At 52.6% G+C, this 22010-nt stretch carries 19 protein-coding genes; 4 read left to right on the plus strand and 15 right to left on the minus strand.

The window, feature by feature from the left end; all coding sequences use genetic code 11:
• Positions 1-287: 287 nt before the first annotated feature.
• Both BM322_RS12690 and BM322_RS12695 read right to left on the minus strand, forming a co-directional pair.
• Positions 288-896 carry a GNAT family N-acetyltransferase gene (locus BM322_RS12690; RefSeq protein WP_318254626.1) on the minus strand — a complete coding sequence of 203 codons (609 nt, stop codon included), beginning with the start codon at positions 894-896 and terminating at the stop codon, positions 288-290.
• On the minus strand, positions 862-1245 hold the full coding sequence (locus BM322_RS12695; RefSeq protein WP_075431064.1) for a hypothetical protein: 384 nt from the start codon (positions 1243-1245) through the stop codon (positions 862-864). The genes BM322_RS12690 and BM322_RS12695 overlap by 35 nt, the downstream gene beginning before the upstream one ends.
• A 197-nt stretch (positions 1246-1442) precedes the next feature.
• Between BM322_RS12695 and BM322_RS12700 the strand changes: the two genes are divergently transcribed.
• Positions 1443-1922 carry a MazG nucleotide pyrophosphohydrolase domain-containing protein gene (locus BM322_RS12700; protein ID WP_075431065.1) on the plus strand — a complete coding sequence of 160 codons (480 nt, stop codon included), beginning with the start codon at positions 1443-1445 and terminating at the stop codon, positions 1920-1922.
• An 89-nt stretch (positions 1923-2011) separates the two neighbouring features.
• Here the strand turns inward: BM322_RS12700 and BM322_RS12705 are convergent, their stop codons facing one another.
• From BM322_RS12705 to BM322_RS12715, 3 genes are all read right to left on the minus strand, one after another.
• The gene (locus BM322_RS12705; RefSeq protein ID WP_075431066.1) at positions 2012-3895 is read right to left on the minus strand and encodes a filamentous hemagglutinin N-terminal domain-containing protein; all 1884 of its coding nucleotides are present in this window, start codon (positions 3893-3895) and stop codon (positions 2012-2014) included.
• A gap of 13 nt (positions 3896-3908) precedes the next feature.
• Positions 3909-5381, minus strand: coding sequence for a ShlB/FhaC/HecB family hemolysin secretion/activation protein (locus BM322_RS12710; protein WP_082334490.1), 1473 nt, complete (start codon positions 5379-5381; stop codon positions 3909-3911).
• Positions 5382-5631: 250 nt separating this feature from the next.
• Positions 5632-5946: a hypothetical protein gene (locus BM322_RS12715; RefSeq protein WP_075431067.1), complete on the minus strand. Its 315-nt coding sequence runs from the start codon at positions 5944-5946 to the stop codon at positions 5632-5634.
• A 214-nt stretch (positions 5947-6160) separates the two neighbouring features.
• Here BM322_RS12715 and brnQ point away from each other — a divergent pair, with 214 nt between their 5' ends.
• Positions 6161-7537 carry a branched-chain amino acid transport system II carrier protein gene (brnQ, locus tag BM322_RS12720; protein ID WP_075431068.1) on the plus strand — a complete coding sequence of 459 codons (1377 nt, stop codon included), beginning with the start codon at positions 6161-6163 and terminating at the stop codon, positions 7535-7537.
• A gap of 200 nt (positions 7538-7737) precedes the next feature.
• Here the strand turns inward: brnQ and BM322_RS12725 are convergent, their stop codons facing one another.
• The 3 genes from BM322_RS12725 to BM322_RS12735 form a co-directional block, all read right to left on the minus strand.
• The gene (locus tag BM322_RS12725) at positions 7738-9006 is read right to left on the minus strand and encodes a dicarboxylate/amino acid:cation symporter (protein WP_075431069.1); all 1269 of its coding nucleotides are present in this window, start codon (positions 9004-9006) and stop codon (positions 7738-7740) included.
• Between the two features lie 212 nt (positions 9007-9218).
• Positions 9219-9626: a rubredoxin-like domain-containing protein gene (locus tag BM322_RS12730; RefSeq protein ID WP_177220905.1), complete on the minus strand. Its 408-nt coding sequence runs from the start codon at positions 9624-9626 to the stop codon at positions 9219-9221.
• 2 nt (positions 9627-9628) lie between these two features.
• Positions 9629-10510: a LysR family transcriptional regulator gene (locus BM322_RS12735; RefSeq protein WP_075431071.1), complete on the minus strand. Its 882-nt coding sequence runs from the start codon at positions 10508-10510 to the stop codon at positions 9629-9631.
• 194 nt (positions 10511-10704) lie between these two features.
• Here BM322_RS12735 and BM322_RS13615 point away from each other — a divergent pair, with 194 nt between their 5' ends.
• Positions 10705-10872 carry a hypothetical protein gene (locus BM322_RS13615; protein WP_177220907.1) on the plus strand — a complete coding sequence of 56 codons (168 nt, stop codon included), beginning with the start codon at positions 10705-10707 and terminating at the stop codon, positions 10870-10872.
• An 89-nt stretch (positions 10873-10961) separates the two neighbouring features.
• Here BM322_RS13615 and yjfF read toward each other — a convergent pair whose 3' ends face one another.
• From yjfF to BM322_RS12755, 4 genes are all read right to left on the minus strand, one after another.
• Entirely contained in the window at positions 10962-12005 is a 1044-nt protein-coding gene (gene yjfF, locus BM322_RS12740) for a galactofuranose ABC transporter, permease protein YjfF (RefSeq protein WP_075431073.1), read from the minus strand.
• Entirely contained in the window at positions 12002-13075 is a 1074-nt protein-coding gene (locus BM322_RS12745) for an ABC transporter permease (RefSeq protein WP_075431075.1), read from the minus strand. Before BM322_RS12745 ends, yjfF begins: the two co-directional genes overlap by 4 nt.
• Positions 13075-14583 (minus strand): sugar ABC transporter ATP-binding protein, encoded by a 1509-nt coding sequence (locus tag BM322_RS12750; protein ID WP_075431076.1) that lies wholly within the window; start codon positions 14581-14583, stop codon positions 13075-13077. The genes BM322_RS12745 and BM322_RS12750 overlap by 1 nt, the downstream gene beginning before the upstream one ends.
• Before the next feature lie 168 nt (positions 14584-14751).
• Positions 14752-15777 carry an ABC transporter substrate-binding protein gene (locus BM322_RS12755; RefSeq protein ID WP_075431078.1) on the minus strand — a complete coding sequence of 342 codons (1026 nt, stop codon included), beginning with the start codon at positions 15775-15777 and terminating at the stop codon, positions 14752-14754.
• A gap of 580 nt (positions 15778-16357) precedes the next feature.
• Between BM322_RS12755 and BM322_RS12760 the strand changes: the two genes are divergently transcribed.
• Positions 16358-17377, plus strand: coding sequence for a LacI family DNA-binding transcriptional regulator (locus BM322_RS12760; RefSeq protein WP_075431080.1), 1020 nt, complete (start codon positions 16358-16360; stop codon positions 17375-17377).
• A 736-nt stretch (positions 17378-18113) separates the two neighbouring features.
• Here the strand turns inward: BM322_RS12760 and araA are convergent.
• Genes araA through BM322_RS12775 form a run of 3 tightly spaced genes read right to left on the minus strand, consistent with a single transcriptional unit; the run spans position 18114 to position 21541 of the window.
• Complete coding sequence (gene araA, locus BM322_RS12765) at positions 18114-19538, minus strand: L-arabinose isomerase (RefSeq protein WP_075431082.1); 1425 nt, start codon at positions 19536-19538, stop codon at positions 18114-18116.
• A 34-nt stretch (positions 19539-19572) separates the two neighbouring features.
• Positions 19573-21186 carry an FGGY-family carbohydrate kinase gene (locus BM322_RS12770; RefSeq protein ID WP_075431084.1) on the minus strand — a complete coding sequence of 538 codons (1614 nt, stop codon included), beginning with the start codon at positions 21184-21186 and terminating at the stop codon, positions 19573-19575.
• Between the two features lie 13 nt (positions 21187-21199).
• On the minus strand, positions 21200-21541 hold the full coding sequence (locus BM322_RS12775) for a PTS lactose/cellobiose transporter subunit IIA (RefSeq protein ID WP_177220909.1): 342 nt from the start codon (positions 21539-21541) through the stop codon (positions 21200-21202).
• Positions 21542-22010 lie beyond the last annotated feature (469 nt).

Here is a 22010-nt window from a genome sequence, read left to right on the forward strand (position 1 = left end):
GCAGGATTATCCCAACATAACGGAGGGCGAGGGTGGGTACACTTTCTTCGCAGACGGAGCGATTGCCCGAACGCAGTGAGGGATGGCACGCGGCAGGTATAAACTAGAACGCCAAGATGTATTGGCGCGCCGCCGGCCTGCCCGGCGCATGTATCTAGGTACGTACACCCTGCCAGCGCGGGTCATTTAGCGGAGCGGAGAAAAAGTGCACCCACCCTCACCCCAGCTGAGCTGTACCAAGCTTATTGTAATCTCGCACTAACAGACAAACTGCAATTTCTCCTTACTTAGCACAGATTCAAATCAGCATAAGCCTGCACTGGCTTTGGCGTTTCTACGTGCACCCCGAGCATCTTTTCCATCCAGATCATATCGTACCAGCGTCCGAATTTATAGCCGCATTTATGGAACCTGCCCACCAGCGTGTACCCCAAATGCGCATGGAACCCTTCACTATCATTTGTCAGGTGCTCATCCTCAATCCCAGCGACAGGCGCAGCAATGCAGGCGTTGAGATTGAGCACACCCATAGATTCAAGCGCTGCCTCCAATGCCTTGTAGAGACTGCCTCCAATGCCGCCATGGCGGCAGTCCCTGTCCACATAGATTGTCGTCTCCACGGCCCAATCATAGGCCGCACGCGTATGGAAAGCACTGGCATAGGCATATCCTAGGATCCGGCCCTTTTCCTCAGCCACCAGATAAGGATAGCGGCGGCGGACATGCTCCATGCGCTGCCGGAACTCCATGAGCTCCGGCACTTCCGTCTCAAAGGTGATGGCTGTCTCGCGCACATACGGCGCATAGATTTCCAGCAGCCGCCCATCATCGGCCAGCCTGGCATCACGTATCGTCACCATCTTATTCTGCTGCCCCGAGATGCTGTGCCTTGACATAGTCGAGCACGACACCATACTGCAGCCAACAGTCGATGGCTCGGATGGCAATATTCATAATCGTATGCGCACTGAGACTGAAGTTGCTGATCTCGCAGATCTTGACGATCTCATGACGGGAAACATGCTCGAACTCGATGCGGAGTTCATAGCGGCCCAGGGTCAGCAGATAATGATTGCCCGTGCTCTTCTCCGTGAGCACCATGTACTCGGCATTGTTCGGCTTTACCGGCACGAAACCGAACTCCTGAAAGCGCTCGATGAGGAGCGGCTTTGTCTCCCGATGGAACCGGCTGTTGATCTCATCTCGTTTGGCCTCAAGTTCGGCAAATAATGGAAAGCTGCGCATAATAAAAACTCCCTTCAATCACATAAAATAAAAACACGCAATGAGCCATAAGCCGCTCCATTGCGTGTTTCTTGTGAACAATTATAACACGTCCCTCAGGAAATGTCAGCGAAAATTTCTGCTTTTGTTTTGCCCCGCTGGCAAATGCGGTATAATATAGCCACAAGTATCCATTCCCTGAACAGAAAGGTCATTTTATGTACCAAGATGAAATCAAGCGCTTAGAACAGATCGTAAAACAACTCCAAGCTGACGACGGCTGTCCCTGGGACAAGATGCAGACGCACGAGAGCATCAAGGCCGGCTGTATCGAAGAGGCCTGCGAGGTGCTGGCCGGCATCAATATCCTGCGCGAAACCGGCAAGGCCGATAACCTCAAGGAGGAACTCGGCGACCTGCTGCTGCAGGTCATCTTCCACGCCTGCCTGGCGGAAAAGGAAGGGCTGTTTACCCTGCAGGACGTAGCCCGCGCCTCCGCCGACAAGATGGTGCGCCGCCACCCGCATATCTTCCACCAGCCGCTGACCGATGAGAATGGCCAGCCCGTCACCGACTGGAAAACCATCAAGAAAATCGAAAAACAAGGCCGCGAATGGGAAGACGACTACCTGCCCGCAGCCTTTGATGAAGGCCGCGCCCTCATCGCCAAAGCCGAAACCCGCAAGGGCCTGCGCTGACAATATCCATACACCCAGACAATAAATGACCGGTCAAAGGCAATTGCCCCTGACCGGTCATACTCGTCTTACCTATTCAGTTCTGCCGATCATTCCTCAACGGCGCTGGCATCTACAGCCACGTCATTGGCGGATTCATTGGCACCAGTCGTAGCCTGTACCGTCTGTGCATCAGTAGTCTGAGCGGCAACGGTCTTACCCTCAGCCGTCTTCGACTGCTCAGCCTGCGCCTTGGCATTCTTGGTCGGCTCGTAAGCATTGAGGACCGTCAGCATCAGGACATTGCCCTCAGAACTCTTCAGCGATTCCAGTGCCTTCAACATGCCGTAAACCTGTGCTGCCTTGGCACGGTCAGAACCTTCAGCAGTATTCAGCTTGCCTACGTACTCGACAATAGCCTCCTGTCTGTCAGCCACATCATTGCTGGTACTGAGGATAGCACTGATTGTCTGTGCCCCAGCATTGACATTCTCTTTATCCGAAGCAAAGGTCGGCTGCGAAGAATTGCTGCTGTTATTGTTCACAGCCTGACCAGCCTCCGGTGCTAATGCATAGCCCGTAGTCACGCTATCAGCAATCTTTTCATACTTGCCAAAGATAACTGGTTCTTCCGAGCTAGTTATCTGCATCTTCGCAGAATCGGATCTGGCAATCGTCTTGCCTACGATGGTAACATTAGCCGTTGTCATGTTAGAGCCATTCTTGATGGTAATGATGTTGCCATCATCCAGCTTACTGATATCGCCATCAAAATCCTCGTCAAGGCGCTTATTGCAAGCAACCAAAGCAATTGATTCATCCGATTTAGCTGTTGCTTTGTCCAAAGTTATCTTGCCGCCATTGATCTGGATCTCATCGATATTGCTCTTTTTCGTGTTTTCAACGGAACTATTGATGATTGTTACCTCATTCTGAGGTGTTGCCGTAGCTGTCACGATATTATAGCTGTCATTCTTCGAGTCGTTTTCCCGCTTGAAACTCGTACCTGCAACAATGGAGATCCGTCCATGATTCTTGATGCTGGAATCGATGAACGTTACCTTGCCACCACCAACAACGGCCTCTTTACCGCCTTCAATGCTAGCCTTCTTGCCGGAAATAACGTTATCCGTCGTAGCACTGTTGGCAGCTTTATTGCCAGCCACCAGATATGCCTCAGACTTGTCATTCAGTTTGACCTGCGCATTGTCCAGATTGACCGTGCCGCCATCGATATGGAAGTTCGCATTGCCCGAGGCTTTCGTGCTATCAAAGGTACCATGGAACGAAACAGCATTATCCTTGGTCGTAACGATTCCATCCATGCTATCCTGCAGTTTCTGCGTTCTGTCTACCTTAATGCTGTTAGCAGCTGCAATCTCTACCATAGCATCATCCGTGTTATTCGTGGTAAACGTTACGCCATCGGCTACATTTACCGTACCGCCAGCCATCAGCAGCACTTCATCGATATTGATTGCCGCGCCTTTTTCCACCATCACACTGCCAGCGCCTTTGCTATCCGTAGCAAAAGTTGCTACACCCTGATTGGCAAATTTATTGAAATCATCATTGCTGATAGCCAGCGTCGACAGTACCAACTGGCTGGCATTGATGACTGCACCATTTCCCACCAGGATACCATTCGGGTTTACCAGCAGCAACGGATTGCTGCCTTTCTGCGTCAGCGTACCCAAGATTTTAGACATATCGCTGCCAATGACACGGTTCAGCAGAGCACCATTGGTCGTATCAAAGTTAAGTTTCTGACCAGCCTCGATGCCAAAGGCCTTCCAATCGATAATGCTGTGCGCATTAGCAGCAATCGTGGCACCATTTGCTACCGAGTCAATTGCCGACGCCGCTGCGCCATTGACCGTTACATTTCCCTGCGTTACCGTACCGCCGCTCGGCATAGCCATAGCCGAACCGGACAGTGCCAGCGTAATCATGGCCGTCAAAGCGGCTTCGCGCATTTTCTTGTTCATCTTCATCCCAATTCCCTCCTTAGAAACTCATGGACACCGTTGCATTCCAACGACGATGGTTCGTCGTGTTGCTGATCTTGCTATCCACATCCTCAACCGGATTAGCATAATCAACAGCCAGCGTAAGACCGCTCTTCGGGTTGTTATAGCGGTAGCCAATACCTACCGAGGACAGGCTCACACTGTCAAAGCTAGCGCCCTCACGGTTATTCGTCAGATTGCCATAATCATAGAACGCTACAAAACGGGAATGCGGCGCAAACTCTGGCGTATAGACTTCCAGGTTGCCGACGATTCCCTTGTCAGCACTGATGCTGTTCTCAAAACCGCGCACCGTGTTCATGCCGCCGGCTCCAATCTGTGCCAGGCCGACCAGATTGTCATTGGTGTACTGGCCATGGAGGCGAGCGCCGAGAATCCAGTCACTGTTGGATCGTACCTGATAGTTTACACCAGCCTGATAGTAGACGAAATTGTCATCATATTTGCCAAAGCCTGCAACGGGCACATTGCGGTTATAGGCCGCATCATCACCCTTAAGATTGACATACACGCCAGCGTTATACGTGAATGAATGATGCGTATCACGGTTATTATGGACAAAGCCTACCGAACCGATGAGCATATCATAATCTTCGGTCTGCGGAATGCCCAACGGTACTCCACCGAAGCTCAGCTCACCAGTCGTCTCAACCTGACGGTAGTCAATGCCAAAATCCCACATATCCTTCTCACGGGAAGTATATGCCAAATGCTGCTGATAATGCAGACCAATATTGTGACCTTTACCATTGCTCTCGCTATTGAGCACACCACCGGCAGCGATAAGCGGTGTCTGATCCTGCTCAATATCATATACACTGGCCGTAACGTTCAGCGAACCGCTGGCTTTCGGCAGCAGGCGGCGATAGGAAACAGCGCCCATCTTTACATCGCTGAAGTGCTCATCTGGCGAAGTCACATAAGCCATACCAAAGGTGTCCGCATTCTTGGACAGATTATTGTTGATATAGCTGAGCGTTGCACGCCAATCGCCAGTGTGCTCATTACCATTGTTAGCCAGACTAATGGTAAACTTATCGTTATCCTTAGCCTCGTTCGCGACCTTGACCGTAAACGTACCATCATGGTTGGAAACAAAGTTTGCACCGAGTTTAGCTGCGCCCGTATCATTTACCATCTGGATCTGTTTGGACAGCGTATGGATATTGATGCGCTCTTTGTTAAGTTCCGGAACCAATGCGCGTACATCCTTCTCCGTAAGGCTCTTGGAGCCCACGATTTCCACTGCCGTAGCTGGCACCGTGATCTTATCTGCGCGAACAGCCTGTTTCGTGGTTTTCTGCTGCTGATCTCTTGCTTTGTCAAGCGCCTTCTGCGCCTGGTCGCTGGAAATAGACTGCTCCACCTGCTGAGCGCCCACAGCTGCTGCCTCAACAACATTACCACCATACAGAGCCAAAACCCCGGCACCAGCCAGCGTCATGGCCATAAGTCTACAATTCCTTTTTTTCATATTAGTCTGCAATTCCGATCCTTCCTCTCAATTCAACAAATTCTTAAAAAGTTTCCTCCTTCCCCAATATACAATTTTAGCATTTATATCCTATATAGTAAATACAATGTTAAGATTCTGTTAATTGAATATGTGATACCTATTATAACTGAATTAATTTCCCATAAAAAAACTGTTGCCCGTAAAGCAATCACGAGCAACAGTCTCATTTCCTTATGTCTTTTTCTCAGGCAAACCGTACGAACGCAGCCTGTTTTTCCATCTGCCAGCTGTTTACGAGCTCGCTCTCCGTGCTGCGGCTGTATGCCACGCGGATTATCTGGCCCGAGCCCCACGGTTTCGTCTGCATGCGCTCCTTGAGTGCCTCCATGAAATCACGCGTTGCCTGCGGGCTGGCCCCCTCGGCCATCTGCTCCAGCTTTATGGTTCCTGTTACCTTTTCGTAGCTGATGCGGCCATCTAACTTCATCTCCTCGCCCAGGCTATAGGCAATCTCCATCACATTGTCCTTTTCCCTCAGGACCTCTACCCATGCAAACATTTCCTCGCGCCCCTTTCGCTCCGTTTTCCTTGTATACAGTATACCACTTTTACGCCGCAAAGACAATTACTTCCTATCATTTATACCGTATACATTATTATATCTGCCTAAATTCAACAAAAGTATGTACGCATAGAAATATATTGTTTCACAAATGACAGATAACCTGTTACACTTATACTACTTAGTTCAAAATATCCCGGAGGAATAGACAATGAAAACAAAACTCACTTGGGGAGAGACACTTTCGATTACCAGCATGTTGTTCGGCCTGTTCTTCGGTGCCGGTAATCTGATTTTCCCCGCCTTTCTGGGCCAGGAGGCCGGCAGCAGCATCTGGGCCGCCCTGCTCGGTTTTCTGATTACTGGCGTCGGCATGCCGATGCTGACTGTCGCCGCGCTCGGCATCACGGGCAGCAACGGCTTGCTTGACTTTAGCCAGAAGGTTGGCCGCAAATTCGGGCTTATCTTTACCTGCGCCCTCTATCTGACCATCGGACCGTTCTTCGCCAGCCCGCGCTGCGTCACGGTCCCCTTCGAGATTGGTGCCAAGGCGCTGCTGCCAGCTGGCTGGAACGAGCAGCTGGCCTTGCTGCTGTTCTCGCTGGCCTTTATGGCAGCTGCACTCTGGTTCTCGCTGCGTCCTGGCAAGATCCTGACCTGGACTGGCAAAATCCTCACACCGATTTTCCTCGCCGTGCTGGGTATCCTGCTGGTCACGGCCCTCACGCATCCTGCCGCCGATATCTACGCCTTCGCACCAACGGGGCTCTATGCCCAGGCCCCGCTCTTGCAGGGGCTCCTCGACGGCTATAACACCATGGACACACTGGCCGGCCTTGCCTTCGGTATCATCGTCGTCGATGTCATCCGCAAGCTTGGCATCGAAACGCCTGGGGCCATCGCCATCAACACGGTAAAAGCCGGTGTCTTCAGCTGTGCGCTCATGGGCATCATCTACATCCTCGTGGCCCTTGCCGGTGCCGGCAGCCGCGGCTATGCAGATATCAGCACCAACGGCGGCGCTGTACTGGCAGCGATTTCCACCCATTACTTCTCTGACGCTGGCGCAGCACTGCTGGCGTTCATCGTGCTGTTTGCCTGCCTCAAGACCGTCATCGGCTTGATTACGAGCTGCTCAGAGGCCTTTGTCGCGATGTTCCCTGGCAAGGCCACCTACAATCAGCTGGCAGTCAGCTTTGCCCTGATAACCTTCCTGATTGCCAACATCGGCCTGTCAGCCATCATCCAGTTCTCCATCCCTGTGCTCATGATGCTCTATCCGATTGCCATCATGCTGACCATCACCTCACTGGCCGGCCATTTCTTTGGCTGCGGCCAGCTGATTATCCGCAGTACCATGACAGCCGTCGTCATCAGCTCTATCTTCGACTTCATCAAGGCCCTGCCCCCTACCCTGCTCAAAGCCACCCAGCTCGACGGCTTTGTCACGGCTCTTACCGGGATGCTGCCCTTCTTTGCCCAGGGCTTTGGCTGGATATGCCCGGCCATCATCGGCCTCTTGATTGGCATGATGCTCAAGACTGTTTACCCGCGCACCATCGCGGCAGAAAAAGAAGAAACCAACTGATTCCTATAAATAAAGACAAGAACGGCGATTCGTATGAGCAGTACGAATCGCCGTTCTTGCTGTGTATTATATTTTAGGAGAGCTTTGGCATCCGTCCAGCGCCTCCACGCTTTGGTCTGATGCCTTAACGAAAGCCTGTATATAATATACTCCAGTTGATAATCATTGTCAATAGCAATTGATACATTTTCTCAAAAAAATCAGTGATCAGCAGCTGTTTCGAGCTCTTCTGCCGGATCCGTCTCACGGAAGCGATCAACAATCGTAGCGCAGGCTGCATCACCTGTAATGTTGACCGCCGTGCGCAGCATGTCGAAGATACGGTCAACACCGAAGAGGATTGGCAGTGCCTCGATGGGGATATTAGCTGCAGCCAGTACAGCAACAACGAGCAGCGTCGGTCCCGGCACACCGGCCTGGCCGACAGCACCGAGGGTACTCGTGATGATGATGGCCATATACTGCGAGAACGAGAGCTCCATGCCATACATCTGCGCGATAAACGTCGCCGCCATTGCATAGTAAGCTGCGTTGCCGTTCATATTGATTGTCGCCCCCAGCGGCAGCGCAAACGAGGTCGTCTCCTTGGAAACACCGAGTTCCTTCATCGCCGTATTCATATTAAGCGGCAGCGTCGCCATCGAGGAGGCCGTGGAGAACGCGAAGATCTGAACCTTCCACATGCTCTTGAAGAACTTCACATAGCTCGTGCATTTCGAGAACATCGCCACCGAACCGCCAATCATGCCATAGGTAACGATTGCCAGCACCACCACATAAAGACCGATAAGGTACATGATCTTCGCCAGCACGGCATAACCAAAGGTACCTGTCGCATCAGCCATCAGGCAGAAGACGCCCAGCGGAGCCACATACATGATGCCCGTCATGACCTTGATGAATAATTCCGTCATATAGTTGAAGAAATCGATCAGTACAGCCTTTTTCTTCGCCTCAAGATACGTGGAGGCAAAGCCCATGAACATGGCGAAGACAATGATCTGCAGGATGTTGCCATCGACCAGTGCCTTGAACGGATTAGCCGGCACAAAGCCCGTTACTGTCTCCCAGAACCCCGGGATCTTCGTGCTTTCCTCCATGTGCTCGACCTGCACAGCTGCCCCCGAAAGTGCTGCCATATCGATGCCAGCACCAGGGCGGAACAACTCACTGAACAGCAGGCCTAACGCAACGGCCACAGCCGTCGTGACGCCATAATAGACGAAGGTCAGGGCACCGATCTTGCCTGCGCTGCTCGATTTCCCCAGCGATGCTGCGCCGCCAATCAGTGAGAACAGGACCAGTGGAACAACGACCATCTTGATGAGCTGCATGAAGAGATTGCCCATCGGTGCAAACATGTGCGCAGGCTCTCCCATGACGAGACCCACCACAGCGCCGAGCACCGTCGCTACGATGATCCAGATACCGAGCTTGTCCAAGCTCATGCCAGCCTTCTTTTCTGCCATACATATACCTCCTAAAACTCCAAAGGAGCCGCATGTGCATATCGATATGACATGACATACGGCTCCTTTGCCTGAAAATTTGTATAGCTAGATGATAACACAATCAGCAGAAAATGTCCATACCCAGAGCACACGAAATATTGTATACATGTTACTTGGTAAACAAAGAGCTGGTTGCACAGGGATTTATGTGGTTGACTTAGTCAATTTAATTATTTTGCCTTGAAGGCGGCTTTCGGTTGGCCGCAGAGCGGGCAGGTATAATCGTCAGCCTCGTCAGCAATGTCATCCACATGTTCATAGCCGCAGATGGGGCAGATATAGACCTTCTGACCTGCCGGCGCAGCCTGTTCCTGCGGTCCATACTTAGCGATGATCTCACGCACCAGGACCCCATGATGGCCTTCCTGCTTGGCAAAGACCTCCATCTCATCTGCCGCCTCATCAAAGCCTGCAGCCCTCACCTTAGCAGCCATCTCCATGACCTTTGCCTCACCATTCGTCTCCACTTTCTCTACGGTGCGCAGCAGGCTCCAGAAATCCTGCGGATACTGGCCGTTAAGGGTCGCATAGAAACCCGCATGGACAGCCTCACAACAATAGGCTGTCTTGAATCGCATCTTTACTTCAATGCCTTGGTGATATTCTGCAGATATTCCATCAAGGTCCGTTCGTCGTCGTATATCTGCCGGCCCTTCTTGGTCACGATGCCCGAATTGATATAGAATGGCTCCGCCAGCGGGATCATCACGAGATTATCCGTAGGCAGGATGGCCTGACGAGTCAGGAAGGTCGACATGATACCACTCTTGACGAGGGTCTTGATCGTATGCAGATACGGCGAGTAATGGATGATATTGGCCTTACGTCCCTCCTTGGCAAACAGGTCATGGACCATATGGTAGACAAAGAAATTGCTATCAAGCATGACCAGCGGCTCCTCGGCAAAATCCTCAAAGGTGACCGACTCGCGTTCTGCCAAGGGATGCCCAGGGTACGTGATGAAACAGCATTCACAGGTAAATAGTTTCTGGTAATTGAGCTTGTTGCTGAATCCGCTCTCATAGTTCGTCAGCGCAATGTCGAGTTTCTCATCCTCGACCATATGCAGGGCACTGATGCCGCCCGACTCGATGATGTCGAGCCGGATTTCCGGATGCAGCCAGCGGAAGTCACCCAGAACCAATGGCAGGAACTGGGTGCCGAGCTGCAGCGGCATCGCCATGCGGATATGATTGCGGTTATGGGCCATATCCTGGATTTCTTCTTCAAGCTGATCCATCTGGTCAAGAATGTGTTTGACTTTGCCAAGTAATTTGCTGCCATCATGCGTGATGATGATCTTGCGTCCTTCACGGTGGAATAGATTGAGCCCAGTCTCAGTCTCCAAGGCCTGCATCGCCACACTGATTGTCGGCTGGGATACATGCAGGTGCTCTGCTGCCTTCGTGATGTTCTGCCACTGGCAGACCTCATAGAAATAGCGCATCTGTATAATCGTCATTGCCGCTCCCCCTGTCTGTTTCCGCAAATACTTTCTTGGCACAAGTATAGCATATACTAATAGGAAAAAGCTATATATTATCAAAACAAGGTATTTCACAAACCAAAATGGCTGTGTCATAATGTAGATAAATCAAATGGTTAAGTAAGAATAAATCTTATGTATGACTTTATCATGTAAAGGAGCGATTTACGATGAAAAGCATGTGGGAAAAACACGTCAAAAGCTACACGCAGGATCTCATGGAGGCAACTTCTGACTACATGAAGAGCTATGAAGTCCGCCCAGGCATTTATTCCAATGTCGATCCGGCTACGCTCCTAGACGTCAACTCTGCTGATTTTGACGTAAACCGCAACTAAGATTTCTCTCTTCCTTTCCATAATACAACACAACATCACACATGAAAGCCGCCCGATTCCCCTCGGGCGGCTTTCGCATTTCCTGATATTCAGCTTTGTGTGCCAGCTGCGGCCTTGGCCGGTGGCTCGCCCCCATCTTCCATGGAGCTCTTCGAGGAGAGTTTGCTCTTCTGCTCCGTGATGAAAGCCTGCATGATGATGAAGACGCAGAGCAGTGCGCCGACGACAATCTTCGTCCACCAAGCCGAGAGCGTGCCCTGGAAACTGATGAAGGTCAGGATCACACCTTGGATCAGCACACCGACAAGGGCACCAGGGATAAAGCCGACACCACCGGTGAGGAGCGTGCCGCCGATGACCGACGAGGCGATGGCATCCATCTCCATGCCGAGGCCGTGCAGGTTATAGCCCGTCAGCATGATGAGACTGTAGGCAAGACCGCCCAGGGACGAGCAGAATCCCGAAATCGCATAGACCATGACCTTCGTGCGGAAGACCGGCAGGCCCATGAGGGCTGAGGAGGATTCGCTGCCGCCGATGGCAAAGACCGTGCGGCCGAATTTCGTAAAGCCCAGCACGATAGCTGCCACGACAATTGTCAGCAATGCCACGATGGCACCAATCGAGATAAAGCCCACACCGACATCAACGCGGTAGCTGGCCAGTGCCACCCAGGTCGGATTCTCAATCTGGATCGTATCCTGGGAGATGACAGCCGTCAGGCCGCGGCAGAAGAACATGCCTGCCAGCGTGATGATGAACGGTTGCAAATCAAACTTCGAGATGATATAGCCCTGTGCCGCACCAAATACCGTGCCCATGACCATGACAATAAGCACGCAGAGCCCAATCGGCAGCCCCGTATTGGCCAGCAGCCACGCGAGCACCATGCAAACTAGGGCGAGCACCGCACCGACTGACAGGTCGATGCCAGCAATGATCAGCGTGAACGTGATACCAACGGTGACAATGATCAGCGCCGCATTATCAATGAAGAGGTTCAAGAATACCTGCGGACGCATAAAGCCTTTATACATGGCAATTCCGGCGCCATAAAGAATGGCGAACAGCAGAACTGTCACGAAGAATGAGAAATACTTGGATGCGATGAGGTCATTGATTCTGTTTCTCATGCCTGCTCCACCACCTTTCCATCAACCGACTTTTTTGGGCGGGGTTTCCCCGCAGCCCGGCGCGCTTTCCAGGCATCGAAAAGTTCCTGGGCTTTCTTCGACTGGATCAGGCAGATGATGATGACTGCGATGGCCTTGACCACCGGCAGCTGGTCAGCCGAGACACCCAGTGCATACATGGTCGTGGTCAGCGTCTGGATCGTAATGGCACCGATAACCGAACCGCCGATGTAGAACTTACCGCCCGAGAGCAGCGTGCCGCCTAGGGCGACGGCCAGGATGGCATCCATCTCCATGTTGAGACCGGCATTATTGGCATCGGCTGCGCGGATCAGCGAGCTTTCGATAAGGCCCGAAACGCCAGCACAGAGACCGGAGAACGCATAGACGAGGAAGATGACCAGCGTGACGTTGATGCCCGCATATCTGGCCGCCGTCGGATTGATACCGACCGACTGGACAAAGAGCCCGATGCTCGTCTTCTTCATGAGGATAGCCACAAAGATTACCATGGCCAAGGCAATGAAGATATTTGTCGGCAGCGGCATCCCTGGCAGGAAACCAGCAATATACTCGAAGGGCTTGTAGTAGACCGTGATGATCTGGCCTTCGGTCATGAGCTGGGCCACACCGCGGCCAGCCGTCATGAGGATAAGCGTGGCGACAACGGCCTGGATCTTGAACTTAGCAACCAAGAGACCGTTCCACATGCCACAGAGGACGCCTACAGCCACAGCTGCAAGCATGGCAACAGCCATCGGCATCTGGGCCACACCATCGCCGCGGCCGCCAATCATCGTGCAGACCACAGCGGCCGATATGGCCACCACAGCACCGACGGAGATATCGATGCCACTCGTCGCGATGACGAAGGTCATACCGAGAGCCAGGATGATCAGGGAGCACGAACGGTTGAGGATATCAATGAGGCGGCCGTACAGCCGGCCATCCTCGGTCAGCTGTATCGACAGGAACCCATCGACAAATATCGTATTGAATATCAGCAGCACCAAGAGGGCTACCACCGGCAGGAAGAGCGAGCTTCCCGCAAACTTCTTCAGCATATCCATCAGGCTGCACCTCCCGCAATTGCTTTCATGACGCCATCAGAACTGATGTCTTCGCCCGTGAGCTCCGCTACCTTGCGGCGATCACGCATGACGATGAGTTTCGTGCAGGTACGGACCATCTCATCCATCTCCGACGAGATGAATACCACCGACATGCCGCGCTGCTTGGCCAAGGAAATCGCCATCTTCTGAATCTCGGTCTTCGTGCCGACATCGATGCCGCGCGTCGGCTCATCGAGGATCAGAAGATTCGGCTGGGTTGCGAGCCAGCGGGCGATGATGACCTTCTGCTGATTGCCGCCCGACAAGTTCTTGACGAGCTGTTCGCGGTCCGAAACCTTGATCTTGAGCAGCTTGATGCAGTCATCGGCAATCTTGCACTGCTCCTCATACGGGATATGACGCATGATGCCATCTTTGGCCTGCATCGCAAGGATGATGTTCTCACGCACCGACAGGTCGCCGATGATCCCCGACAGCTTGCGGTCCTCGGGACAGAACCCGATTTTCTGCTCCATCGCATCCATCGGATTCTTGAGATTTATCGGCTTGCCGTTTATGCGGATTGACCCCTTGCTGATCTGGTCAATGCCAAACAACAGATCTGCTGTCTCGGTGCGTCCTGAGCCCAAAAGCCCGGCAAAACCGATGACTTCACCCTTGTGGATGGTCACATCCACTTCGCGCAACTTGCCGACAGCACCGATGCCTTTTGCCTCCAGGAACACTTCCTCTGACGGCGTGCTCTTCTCGGCGAACTTATCCATGTCCTTGACATCGCTGAGCTCCTTGCCGACCATCTTGGCGATAAGCTCCAGACGCGGCAATTTCGCCACCTCATAGGCACCGACGAGCTCACCATTGCGCAAGACTGTGATATGATCGCAGATCTCATAGATCTGCTCGAGGAAATGGGAAATGAAGACAATGCCCATGCCCTGTTTCTGCAGCTGACGCATGATCTTGAACAGATGCGCCGTCTCCTCCTCGTTGAGCGAGGAAGTCGGCTCATCGAGAATCAGGATCTTGGCATCGACATCGACGGCACGCGCGATGGCAATCATCTGCTGCAGCGCCACCGAATAGTTATCGAGGGTCTTCGTTACATCAATATGAACATCCAGCTTAGCGAGGAGTTCCTCGGACCGCCGGTTGATTGTTTTCCAGTCAATAAAGCCGTGCTTTTTCGGCTCACGGCCAATGAAGATGTTCTCTGCCACCGTGAGGTTCGAGCAGAGGTTTACCTCCTGATACACCGTCGAGATGCCGCATTCCTGAGCCTCCTTCGGTGTCTTCGGCGAAATCGGCTTGCCATTCATGACGATGGTACCGCCATCACGCTGATATACACCAGTCAGTACCTTGACCAGCGTCGACTTGCCAGCGCCATTCTCGCCCATCAGTGAGTGGATTTCCCCGGCGTGGAGCGTAAAATTGACATTCGAGAGTGCCTTAACGCCCGGGAATACCTTATCAATATACCGCATCTCCAATAGAGCTTGTGCCATAATCTTCACTCCTAACCAGGAAACTCAATACAATATGAATAAGATATAACAGATATGATTTCTAGTTTCGCCATTTGCGGATAAAAACAGCCGCGTCCGAACTCATACGACGTACGGGCGCGGCCTGTTTATCCTAAGCTGCGTATTTGGATTGATAGAGAAGAGGAATCAATATTTGCGATCCGGGAGAGTCTTAGCGGCAACATCAGCCGGGAAGACACCTTCATCAACATAGACGAGTTTTTCAACTTTCTCGCCATTGAGGATTTTCTTAGCCGTCTCCATGAGCAGCGGTCCCTGCAGCGGGTTGCACTCAACCGTGCAGTTTGCTTTGCCGTCGATCATAGCCTGGAACATGCCTTTTACACCATCGATGGAAATGATCGTGATATCTTTGCCCGGTTTGAGGCCAGCTTTCTCGATTGCCTGGATAGCACCGAGAGCCATGTCGTCGTTATGAGCAAAGAGGATATCGATTTTCGGACCATAGGATTTGAGGAAGGACTCCATGACTTCCTGGCCTTTCTGGCGGGTGAACTCACCAGTCTGGGAAGCGAGGATGTTGTACTTGCCAGCGTCAGCAGATTTTGCCATCGCATCTTTGAAACCTTCCTGACGGCGGATAGCTACGGAAGAACCAACCGTGCCTTCGAGGACTACGACATTGTACTGGCTGCCGCCATCACGCGGGGTCTTTTTCTCTTTAGCCATGTACTCATCGATCCATTTGAAGACGTTGTTGCCTTCTTTGACAGAGTCCGTACCGATTTTAGCAACATAGAGGGAATCATCGCTGAGTTTTACATCGCGGTCAACGACGATAACCGGAATCTTTGCATCTTTTGCTTCTTTCAGCACCGTGTCCCAACCAGTCTCAACGATAGGAACGAAAGCGATGATGTCGACACCCTGAGCGATGAACGAACGGATTGCCTTGATCTGGTTCTCCTGTTTCTGCTGAGCATCCGAGAACTGCAGGTTGATGCCTGCATCCTTAGCTGCCTGTTTGATGGATTCCGTGTTGGCTGTTCTCCATTCGGATTCCGCTCCGATCTGCGAGAAGCCCATCGTTATCTGCTTGCCGCCAGAGCCTGAGCCCGAGCCGCTTCCACTGCTTGCGGACTGTCCGCCGCCGCAGCCGGCTGCAACGATCATCATGGCTGCTGCCAAAAGTAACGCAATGATCTTTTTCATGTTTTCGTCTCCTTTGCTTTCGTACTGCCATCAGTACATTTTTTGAGGGCTCTGTCCAGAATCAACCGTCCCGCCTATCCACCTCGATTCTCCGGGAGTGATTCCTGTTCCGGTTTCAGGTGTACCTTTCCACCGTTTTCTGTTCTCGTGCACAGAATAGTTTATAAACAATCCTGTCTATTGCAAAAAATCAGACAATGACGAGAGCACTTTCCCCGCAACGATGACAACTCCTTACTACCTTGCTACAGAACCATTTTGTTCTCTTGCTATTACAATACACTCTCATGTTCGCGTTGTCAATACGTTTTTTATTCTTTGTCTTTGTTTACTTGTGTTTTAGTCCTGTTTATTATCATGTGCACGAACACTGCCGCGCCAGTCTGGACGCCACATCTGGCTATTTTCTCTCGGCCTTGACGACCAATAAAAAATTTTTTGCCCGCTGGCTTGGGAAAAAAATAACTGTGCTCGTGCAGGAATCCCCTATCCCCACGACGAAACTAATATCCTAATCGTCTATTTATGAAACAATACTTTAATCCATAAATATATTTATATTTGAATCGAGGTGCCCTTAATGGTTACTATCAAGCAAATCGCCGAGCTCTGTGGCGTATCCCGCGGAACAGTCGACCGTGTCCTCAACAACCGCGGCAATGTAAAGCCCGAGAAACGCCAGCTCGTGCTCGATACCGCCAGACAGCTTAACTATCAGCCGAACCCCGCTGGCAAGGCCTTAGCCGCCCGCAAGAAGAACCCCATCGTCGGCGTTCTCATCGCCTCCGAAGGAGTCCCCTTCTTCGATGACGTGCTGCTGCCGATGCGCAAGGCGGCCCAGCAATACGAAAACTATGGCATGAAAGTCATCTGGCGCAGCATGCGCGGTTTCAACGTCGACGAACAATGCGGCATCATCGATGAGCTGGCCCAAGAAGTCAACGCCCTCATCATCAACCCTGTCAACGAGGAACGGGTCATTGCCAAGCTCGACAATCTGGTGGCCCAGGGGATATTCGTCGTCACCATCAACAATGACGTCGACAGCTGCCGCCGTCACTGCTATGTCGGCACCGACTACCTGCAGGGAGGCCGCACAGCCGGTGCCCTGCTCAAGATGATTGCCCCACCGGGCATCCATGCCGGGGTACTGATGGGCTCCCAAAGCATGCAGGGCCATCGCCAGCGTCTCAAGGGCTTCCTGGAAGTCCTCGAAAAAACCGAAGGTTTCGAGCTCATGGGCGTTCGCGAGAACGACGATGACGACATGATTTCCTACGAGGAAACCCGGCAGCTTCTGGCCGAACATCCCGAGACCAATGCCCTGTTCATCATTTCCTCCGGTGCCTATGGTGCCGCCCGTGCCGTCGTCGCCCAAAACCGCCGTGACATCGTGATGGTCGTCTTCGACACGATTCCTTCGACCATCCGGATGATGCGCGACCATATCATCCAGGCCGCCATCTACCAGCACCCACGCCAGCAAGGCCGCCGCGCCATGCAGGTGGTCTTCGACTACCTCGTCAACGGCATCAAACCCGAACACGAAAAATACATCATGCGCAACGAAATCCGCATTCTCGAAAACGTTGTCGACTGAATACACAAAAATGGAGCTGAAAAACAGCTCCATTTTTCTATGCAAAATACTCTTCACAATAAACAAAATCGCAGTTTGTCTGTCAGTGCGTGCGGAACGGAATCCCGATAGTACGCAGCTCGGGGTTCACGGGGTAGTACTTTTTCTGTTTCCGCTGAATGGACCGTACAACCAGAACTACGGACCCAGTTACCTGCTCCCGTCACCAGGTCGCGACGTACATAGCTCTTTCTAGGTTATACAATTACGGCCCAGTCCTGCTGCGCAGGACAGTCGCTCCAGACAGAAAGAAGCACTACCCCGTTCGCCCCTTTGGCAACGGTAGTCTGAATTTGCACGAACCGTTGCTCCCGCAGCAAGCACATCGATGTAATTCGTAGCCTACCGCCGGAACAGAGCAAGATCATCCCAACATAACGGAGGGCGAGGGTGGGGACACTTTCTTCGTAGACGGAGCGATTGCCCGAACGCAGTGAGGGATGGCACGCGGCAGGAAATTGCTAGAACGTCAAGATGTATTGACGCGCCGCCGGCCTGCCCGGCGCATGTAACTAAATACGTACTTAAACTCCAGCGCGGGTCATTTAGCGGAGCGGAGAAAAAGTGCCCCCACCCTCACCCCAGCTGAGCTGTACCAAGCTTATTGTAATCTCGCATTGACAGACAAACTGCAATTTCCCAAATCAAAAAAGGGAATCTGCCAGCTCCAAGTTCAAGCCAACAGATTCCCCTTTTTTCAGCAAATTTCTACGATATCCATGCCCAGCATGATGCCGAGTTCACGAATCTGCTCCGTCGTCAGATGGAAACTCAGCACGGTATGATGGCCGCCACCAGCCTGAATCCAGGCCGTAGAGCCTTCTTTGAGCCCAATAGTCGGCGTCCAAAGCTGTTTAGCTACTGGCAGATAGGGCGTCTCAGCCTCAGCCTTGCGGCAATCTACCGGATAGTAGATCAGACGGAATCCCTCGCGGAAATCCGCCACCGTGACATCGACAGCTGCCCCGTCTGCGCCCGTGAATACCAGACGAGCAGGATCGTCCTTGCCGCCGATATCCAGCGGATGCACTTCGACCTTCGGCTTGTCGCTGGCGATGGTCGGATCGACCTCGAGCATATGGGCACCCAAAATAGCCTCATGTCCCTTGCGCAGGTCGAGGGTATAGTCCTCCATGAAGACCGTACGGTCATTGCGAGCCATGATCTTCAGCAAGCGCGTGAGTGCTGCATGTTTCCAGTCGCCCTCGGCACCAAAGCCATAGCCATCGCGCATCAAGAGCTGCGCAGCAAGGCCTGGCAGCTGTTTGAGCCCCTTGAGATCCTGGAAATTCGTGCAGAATGCACTATACCCGCGGTCATCGAGGAATTTCTTTATGGCAATGTATTCACGCAGCTGATAGCGCACTGATTCCGTGAATTTCTCCGCGCTATTGTCCTGCGGATTCAAGTCATACTCCGCCTGGAGCTTTTCATAGGCCGCATCAATATCCTTCTCATCGACAGCATCCACGACATCGACGAGCTCGCCCACCGGCCAATAGTCCACCGTCCAGCCGAGCTGGATCTGGGCCTCCACCTTGTCACCCTCAGTGACAGCAACATCGCGCATCGTATCGCCAAAACGACAGACACGGATCTTGAAACTCTCATTATAAGCTACAGCAACATCCTGCCAGTCCGCAATCTCGTGCTGTACTTCCTCATCCCCCCAAAACCCATAGACGATCTTGTTGTTGAGGCCGAGACGGGCATTCAGATAGCCGTACTCACGGTCACCATGGGCACTCTGGTTGAGGTTCATATAGTCAAAGTCGATCGTAGCATAGGGAATCTCATTGAGGTACTGCGTCGCCAGATGCAACAGCGGTTTCTGCAGCAGTTTCGTACCGCGAATCCAGTTCTTGGCTGGTGAGAAGGTGTGCATCCAGGTAATGACACCGGCAACTTCATCGTGATAGTTGACATCCTTCATGAACTGCGTGATGCCATCAGCCGTCGTCATGACGCCTTTGCAAACCACCTTATACGGCAGCTTGCCGCTCGCATTGAGCTTGTCCACGATATCCTGCGTATCGCGCGCAACATTCTTGAGCTGTTCCTCACCATAAAGGAACTGGCTGCCAGCAACGAACCAAAATTCATAGTTAGGTACATTCAACATAAGTGACCGACTCCTTTTGTATTATAAGATAGTTTTACTCATCTATATCAGCGATAGCTGCTGCCGCAATCTCTGCCGGCAGGCCGCTGCGATAAGCCTTGATGAACTTTGCTGCCCCCTCGCGGCCAGCGGCCGTAGGTATGCTGGTTGTGCTCTTGACACCACGGAAGACTTCCTGATCGAGGAAATCTGCCAGTGTCTTGCGACTGTCCTCAGGCTCAGCCGCATAGACGGCCAAGAGCGCCATGCCCCAAGGCCCGCCGGCATCAGCCGTCTCCATGATGGTTATCGGCATGCCGAGGAAGTCCGCCAGCGCCTGCTGGGCGATTTCCGGCGTCTTGAACAGGCCGCCCTGAGCAATCATACCGCGTGACTCCACCTGCTCCTCCTCTGTCAGGATATCCATGCCGATGCGCAGTGGCGCAAATGCTCCGTAAAGCTGAGCCAGCATGAAGTTGCCGAGCGTCATCGCACTGTGCGGCGTGCGGACAAACAGCGGCCGCCCGCTTTCGATGCGCGTGATATTCTCCCCTGACAGGCAGCTGTAATTGACCAGCCCGCCAGCGTCCTTCCGTGCCGTCTTCACGCTGCCCAGCAGCTTGCCATAGAGCTCGCCTGTGGAAAGCGTCACGCCCAGAGCCTTGGCCGCATCCGCAAAAATGCCCATCCAAGCGTTGAGATCTGAGGTGCAGTTATTCGTATGCACCATGGCCACAGGTGCACCGTCCGGCGTCATGACGATGTCGATATCCTGATGCACAGCCTTTAATGGCTGCTCCAGCACATGCATCGAGAAGGCTGATGTGCCGACGGAAATATTGCCTGTGCATTTTCGCACAGCATTGGTGCTGACCATACCCGTCCCGGCATCGCCTTCCGGCGGTGCCATGAGGCTGCCCGGCTCCAGCGTCCAGCTCACATCGAGCATCTTCGCGCCATAGTCCGTGAGTTTGCCTGCAGGCTCGCCTGCTTTCTTTACTGCCGGCAGGATTTCCCTGAGCTTCCAGGGCTGTTTTGCCACCAGGTCGAGCTTGTCGAAGATAGCCAGCCGCGCTTCATCATAGGTTCCCGTCGCAGGATCGATGGGGAACATCCCCGAGGCATCATCGATGCCCAGCACCTTCTCCCCCGTCAGCTCCCAATGAACATAGCCAGCCAACGTCGTCAGGTAACCGATATCACGCACGGATTCCTCGCCATTGAGGATAGCCTGATAGAGATGAGCGATGCTCCAGCGTTGCGGGATATTGAAGTCAAATGCTTTCGTAAGCTCATCTGCCGCGGCAGCCGTGATATTGTTGCGCCAGGTGCGGAATTCCGCCAGCTGTGCACCATCCCGATCAAAAGCCAGATAACCATGCATCATCGCACTGACGCCTATGGCACCAATCTTCCGCAATTTGATGCCATAACGCGTCTGCACGTCCTCAGCCAGATTCTGATAGCAGCGCTGGATTCCCTCCCAGACCTCGTCAAGGGAGTACGTCCAGACGCCATCTTTCAGCGTGTTTTCCCATCCATGACTGCCGCTGGCGACAGTCCGAAAATCTTTTGTAACGAGCACGGCTTTGATGTTCGTCGAGCCAAGCTCCAGTCCTAACGCAGTACCGCCAGCCTCTATGCTGGCCCGAATCTCTTCCTCATTCATCGCTAGACACCCCTCACACTGCATGTGATCCTATTCCTGTCCGTGTACATTGCATCGCTTGATAGATGTGTATGCTCTCCACAGCCAGCGCTTTATTCCCTTCGGCACCAGTGAGCTGATCTTCCGCGTGGAGCATCAGCATCAGCTCCTGCCCGCTCAGCGGCGGTGTGCCCTGCATGAGACTGGTATGAATCTCGTGCCCGATATCAACCTGACCATCGCCGGTTTCCAGCAGATTCTTAGCCTTATCGAAATCCCTGTTGCGAGCCGCATGAATTGCCTTCAAATAGCTGATTCGTGCGTCATTCGCCGCTTTTAGCATCTTCTGCAGCAGCAGTTCACGAGAAGCTTCCATCCTCATATTCTCCCTTCTTTCACGGGGTGATTGTCCTGCGCTCTTTGTGTCCGAGCACATCTATTGACTAAACTATAGCATTGTTATCGTGTTTTGTCAATATCTTTATTATTTATATCTTATTCTATCGTATCATCTCCTATATGCCCCGTGCGTATCCGCTACGGAACCCCAAAGCCATCTCTATGTAGTCGTAAAATTGCAATTTGTCTGTCAGTGCGAGATTACAATAAGCTTGCTATAGCTCAGCTTGGGTGAGGGTGGGTGCACTTTTTCTCCGCTCCGCTAAATGACCCACGCTGGTGTATAAGTACGTATTTAGTTACATGCGCCGGGCAGGCCGGCGGCGCGCCAATACATCTTGACGTTCTAGCAAGTGCCTGCCGCGTGCCATCCCTCACTGCGTTCGGGCAATCGCTCCGTCTGCGAAGAAAGTGTACCCACCCTCGCCCTCCGATATGTGGGTACA

The organism is Selenomonas sp. GACV-9 (genome assembly GCA_900116485.1).
Classification (GTDB): domain Bacteria; phylum Bacillota; class Negativicutes; order Selenomonadales; family Selenomonadaceae; genus Selenomonas_A; species Selenomonas_A ruminantium_G.

What these genes read in the sequence shown, in the direction of transcription:
- BM322_RS12690 (WP_318254626.1), bottom strand. Translation starts at nt 896, where the DNA reads ATGTCAAGGCACAGCATCTCGGGGCAGCAGAATAAGATGGTGACGATA.
- BM322_RS12695 (WP_075431064.1), bottom strand. Translation starts at nt 1,245, where the DNA reads ATGCGCAGCTTTCCATTATTTGCCGAACTTGAGGCCAAACGAGATGAG.
- BM322_RS12700 (WP_075431065.1), top strand. Translation starts at nt 1,443, where the DNA reads ATGTACCAAGATGAAATCAAGCGCTTAGAACAGATCGTAAAACAACTC.
- BM322_RS12705 (WP_075431066.1), bottom strand. Translation starts at nt 3,895, where the DNA reads ATGAAGATGAACAAGAAAATGCGCGAAGCCGCTTTGACGGCCATGATT.
- BM322_RS12710 (WP_082334490.1), bottom strand. Translation starts at nt 5,381, where the DNA reads ATGGCCATGACGCTGGCTGGTGCCGGGGTTTTGGCTCTGTATGGTGGT.
- BM322_RS12715 (WP_075431067.1), bottom strand. Translation starts at nt 5,946, where the DNA reads ATGTTTGCATGGGTAGAGGTCCTGAGGGAAAAGGACAATGTGATGGAG.
- brnQ (WP_075431068.1), top strand. Translation starts at nt 6,161, where the DNA reads ATGAAAACAAAACTCACTTGGGGAGAGACACTTTCGATTACCAGCATG.
- BM322_RS12725 (WP_075431069.1), bottom strand. Translation starts at nt 9,006, where the DNA reads ATGGCAGAAAAGAAGGCTGGCATGAGCTTGGACAAGCTCGGTATCTGG.
- BM322_RS12730 (WP_177220905.1), bottom strand. Translation starts at nt 9,626, where the DNA reads ATGCGATTCAAGACAGCCTATTGTTGTGAGGCTGTCCATGCGGGTTTC.
- BM322_RS12735 (WP_075431071.1), bottom strand. Translation starts at nt 10,510, where the DNA reads ATGACGATTATACAGATGCGCTATTTCTATGAGGTCTGCCAGTGGCAG.
- BM322_RS13615 (WP_177220907.1), top strand. Translation starts at nt 10,705, where the DNA reads ATGAAAAGCATGTGGGAAAAACACGTCAAAAGCTACACGCAGGATCTC.
- yjfF (WP_075431073.1), bottom strand. Translation starts at nt 12,005, where the DNA reads ATGAGAAACAGAATCAATGACCTCATCGCATCCAAGTATTTCTCATTC.
- BM322_RS12745 (WP_075431075.1), bottom strand. Translation starts at nt 13,075, where the DNA reads ATGGATATGCTGAAGAAGTTTGCGGGAAGCTCGCTCTTCCTGCCGGTG.
- BM322_RS12750 (WP_075431076.1), bottom strand. Translation starts at nt 14,583, where the DNA reads ATGGCACAAGCTCTATTGGAGATGCGGTATATTGATAAGGTATTCCCG.
- BM322_RS12755 (WP_075431078.1), bottom strand. Translation starts at nt 15,777, where the DNA reads ATGAAAAAGATCATTGCGTTACTTTTGGCAGCAGCCATGATGATCGTT.
- BM322_RS12760 (WP_075431080.1), top strand. Translation starts at nt 16,358, where the DNA reads ATGGTTACTATCAAGCAAATCGCCGAGCTCTGTGGCGTATCCCGCGGA.
- araA (WP_075431082.1), bottom strand. Translation starts at nt 19,538, where the DNA reads ATGTTGAATGTACCTAACTATGAATTTTGGTTCGTTGCTGGCAGCCAG.
- BM322_RS12770 (WP_075431084.1), bottom strand. Translation starts at nt 21,186, where the DNA reads ATGAATGAGGAAGAGATTCGGGCCAGCATAGAGGCTGGCGGTACTGCG.
- BM322_RS12775 (WP_177220909.1), bottom strand. Translation starts at nt 21,541, where the DNA reads ATGGAAGCTTCTCGTGAACTGCTGCTGCAGAAGATGCTAAAAGCGGCG.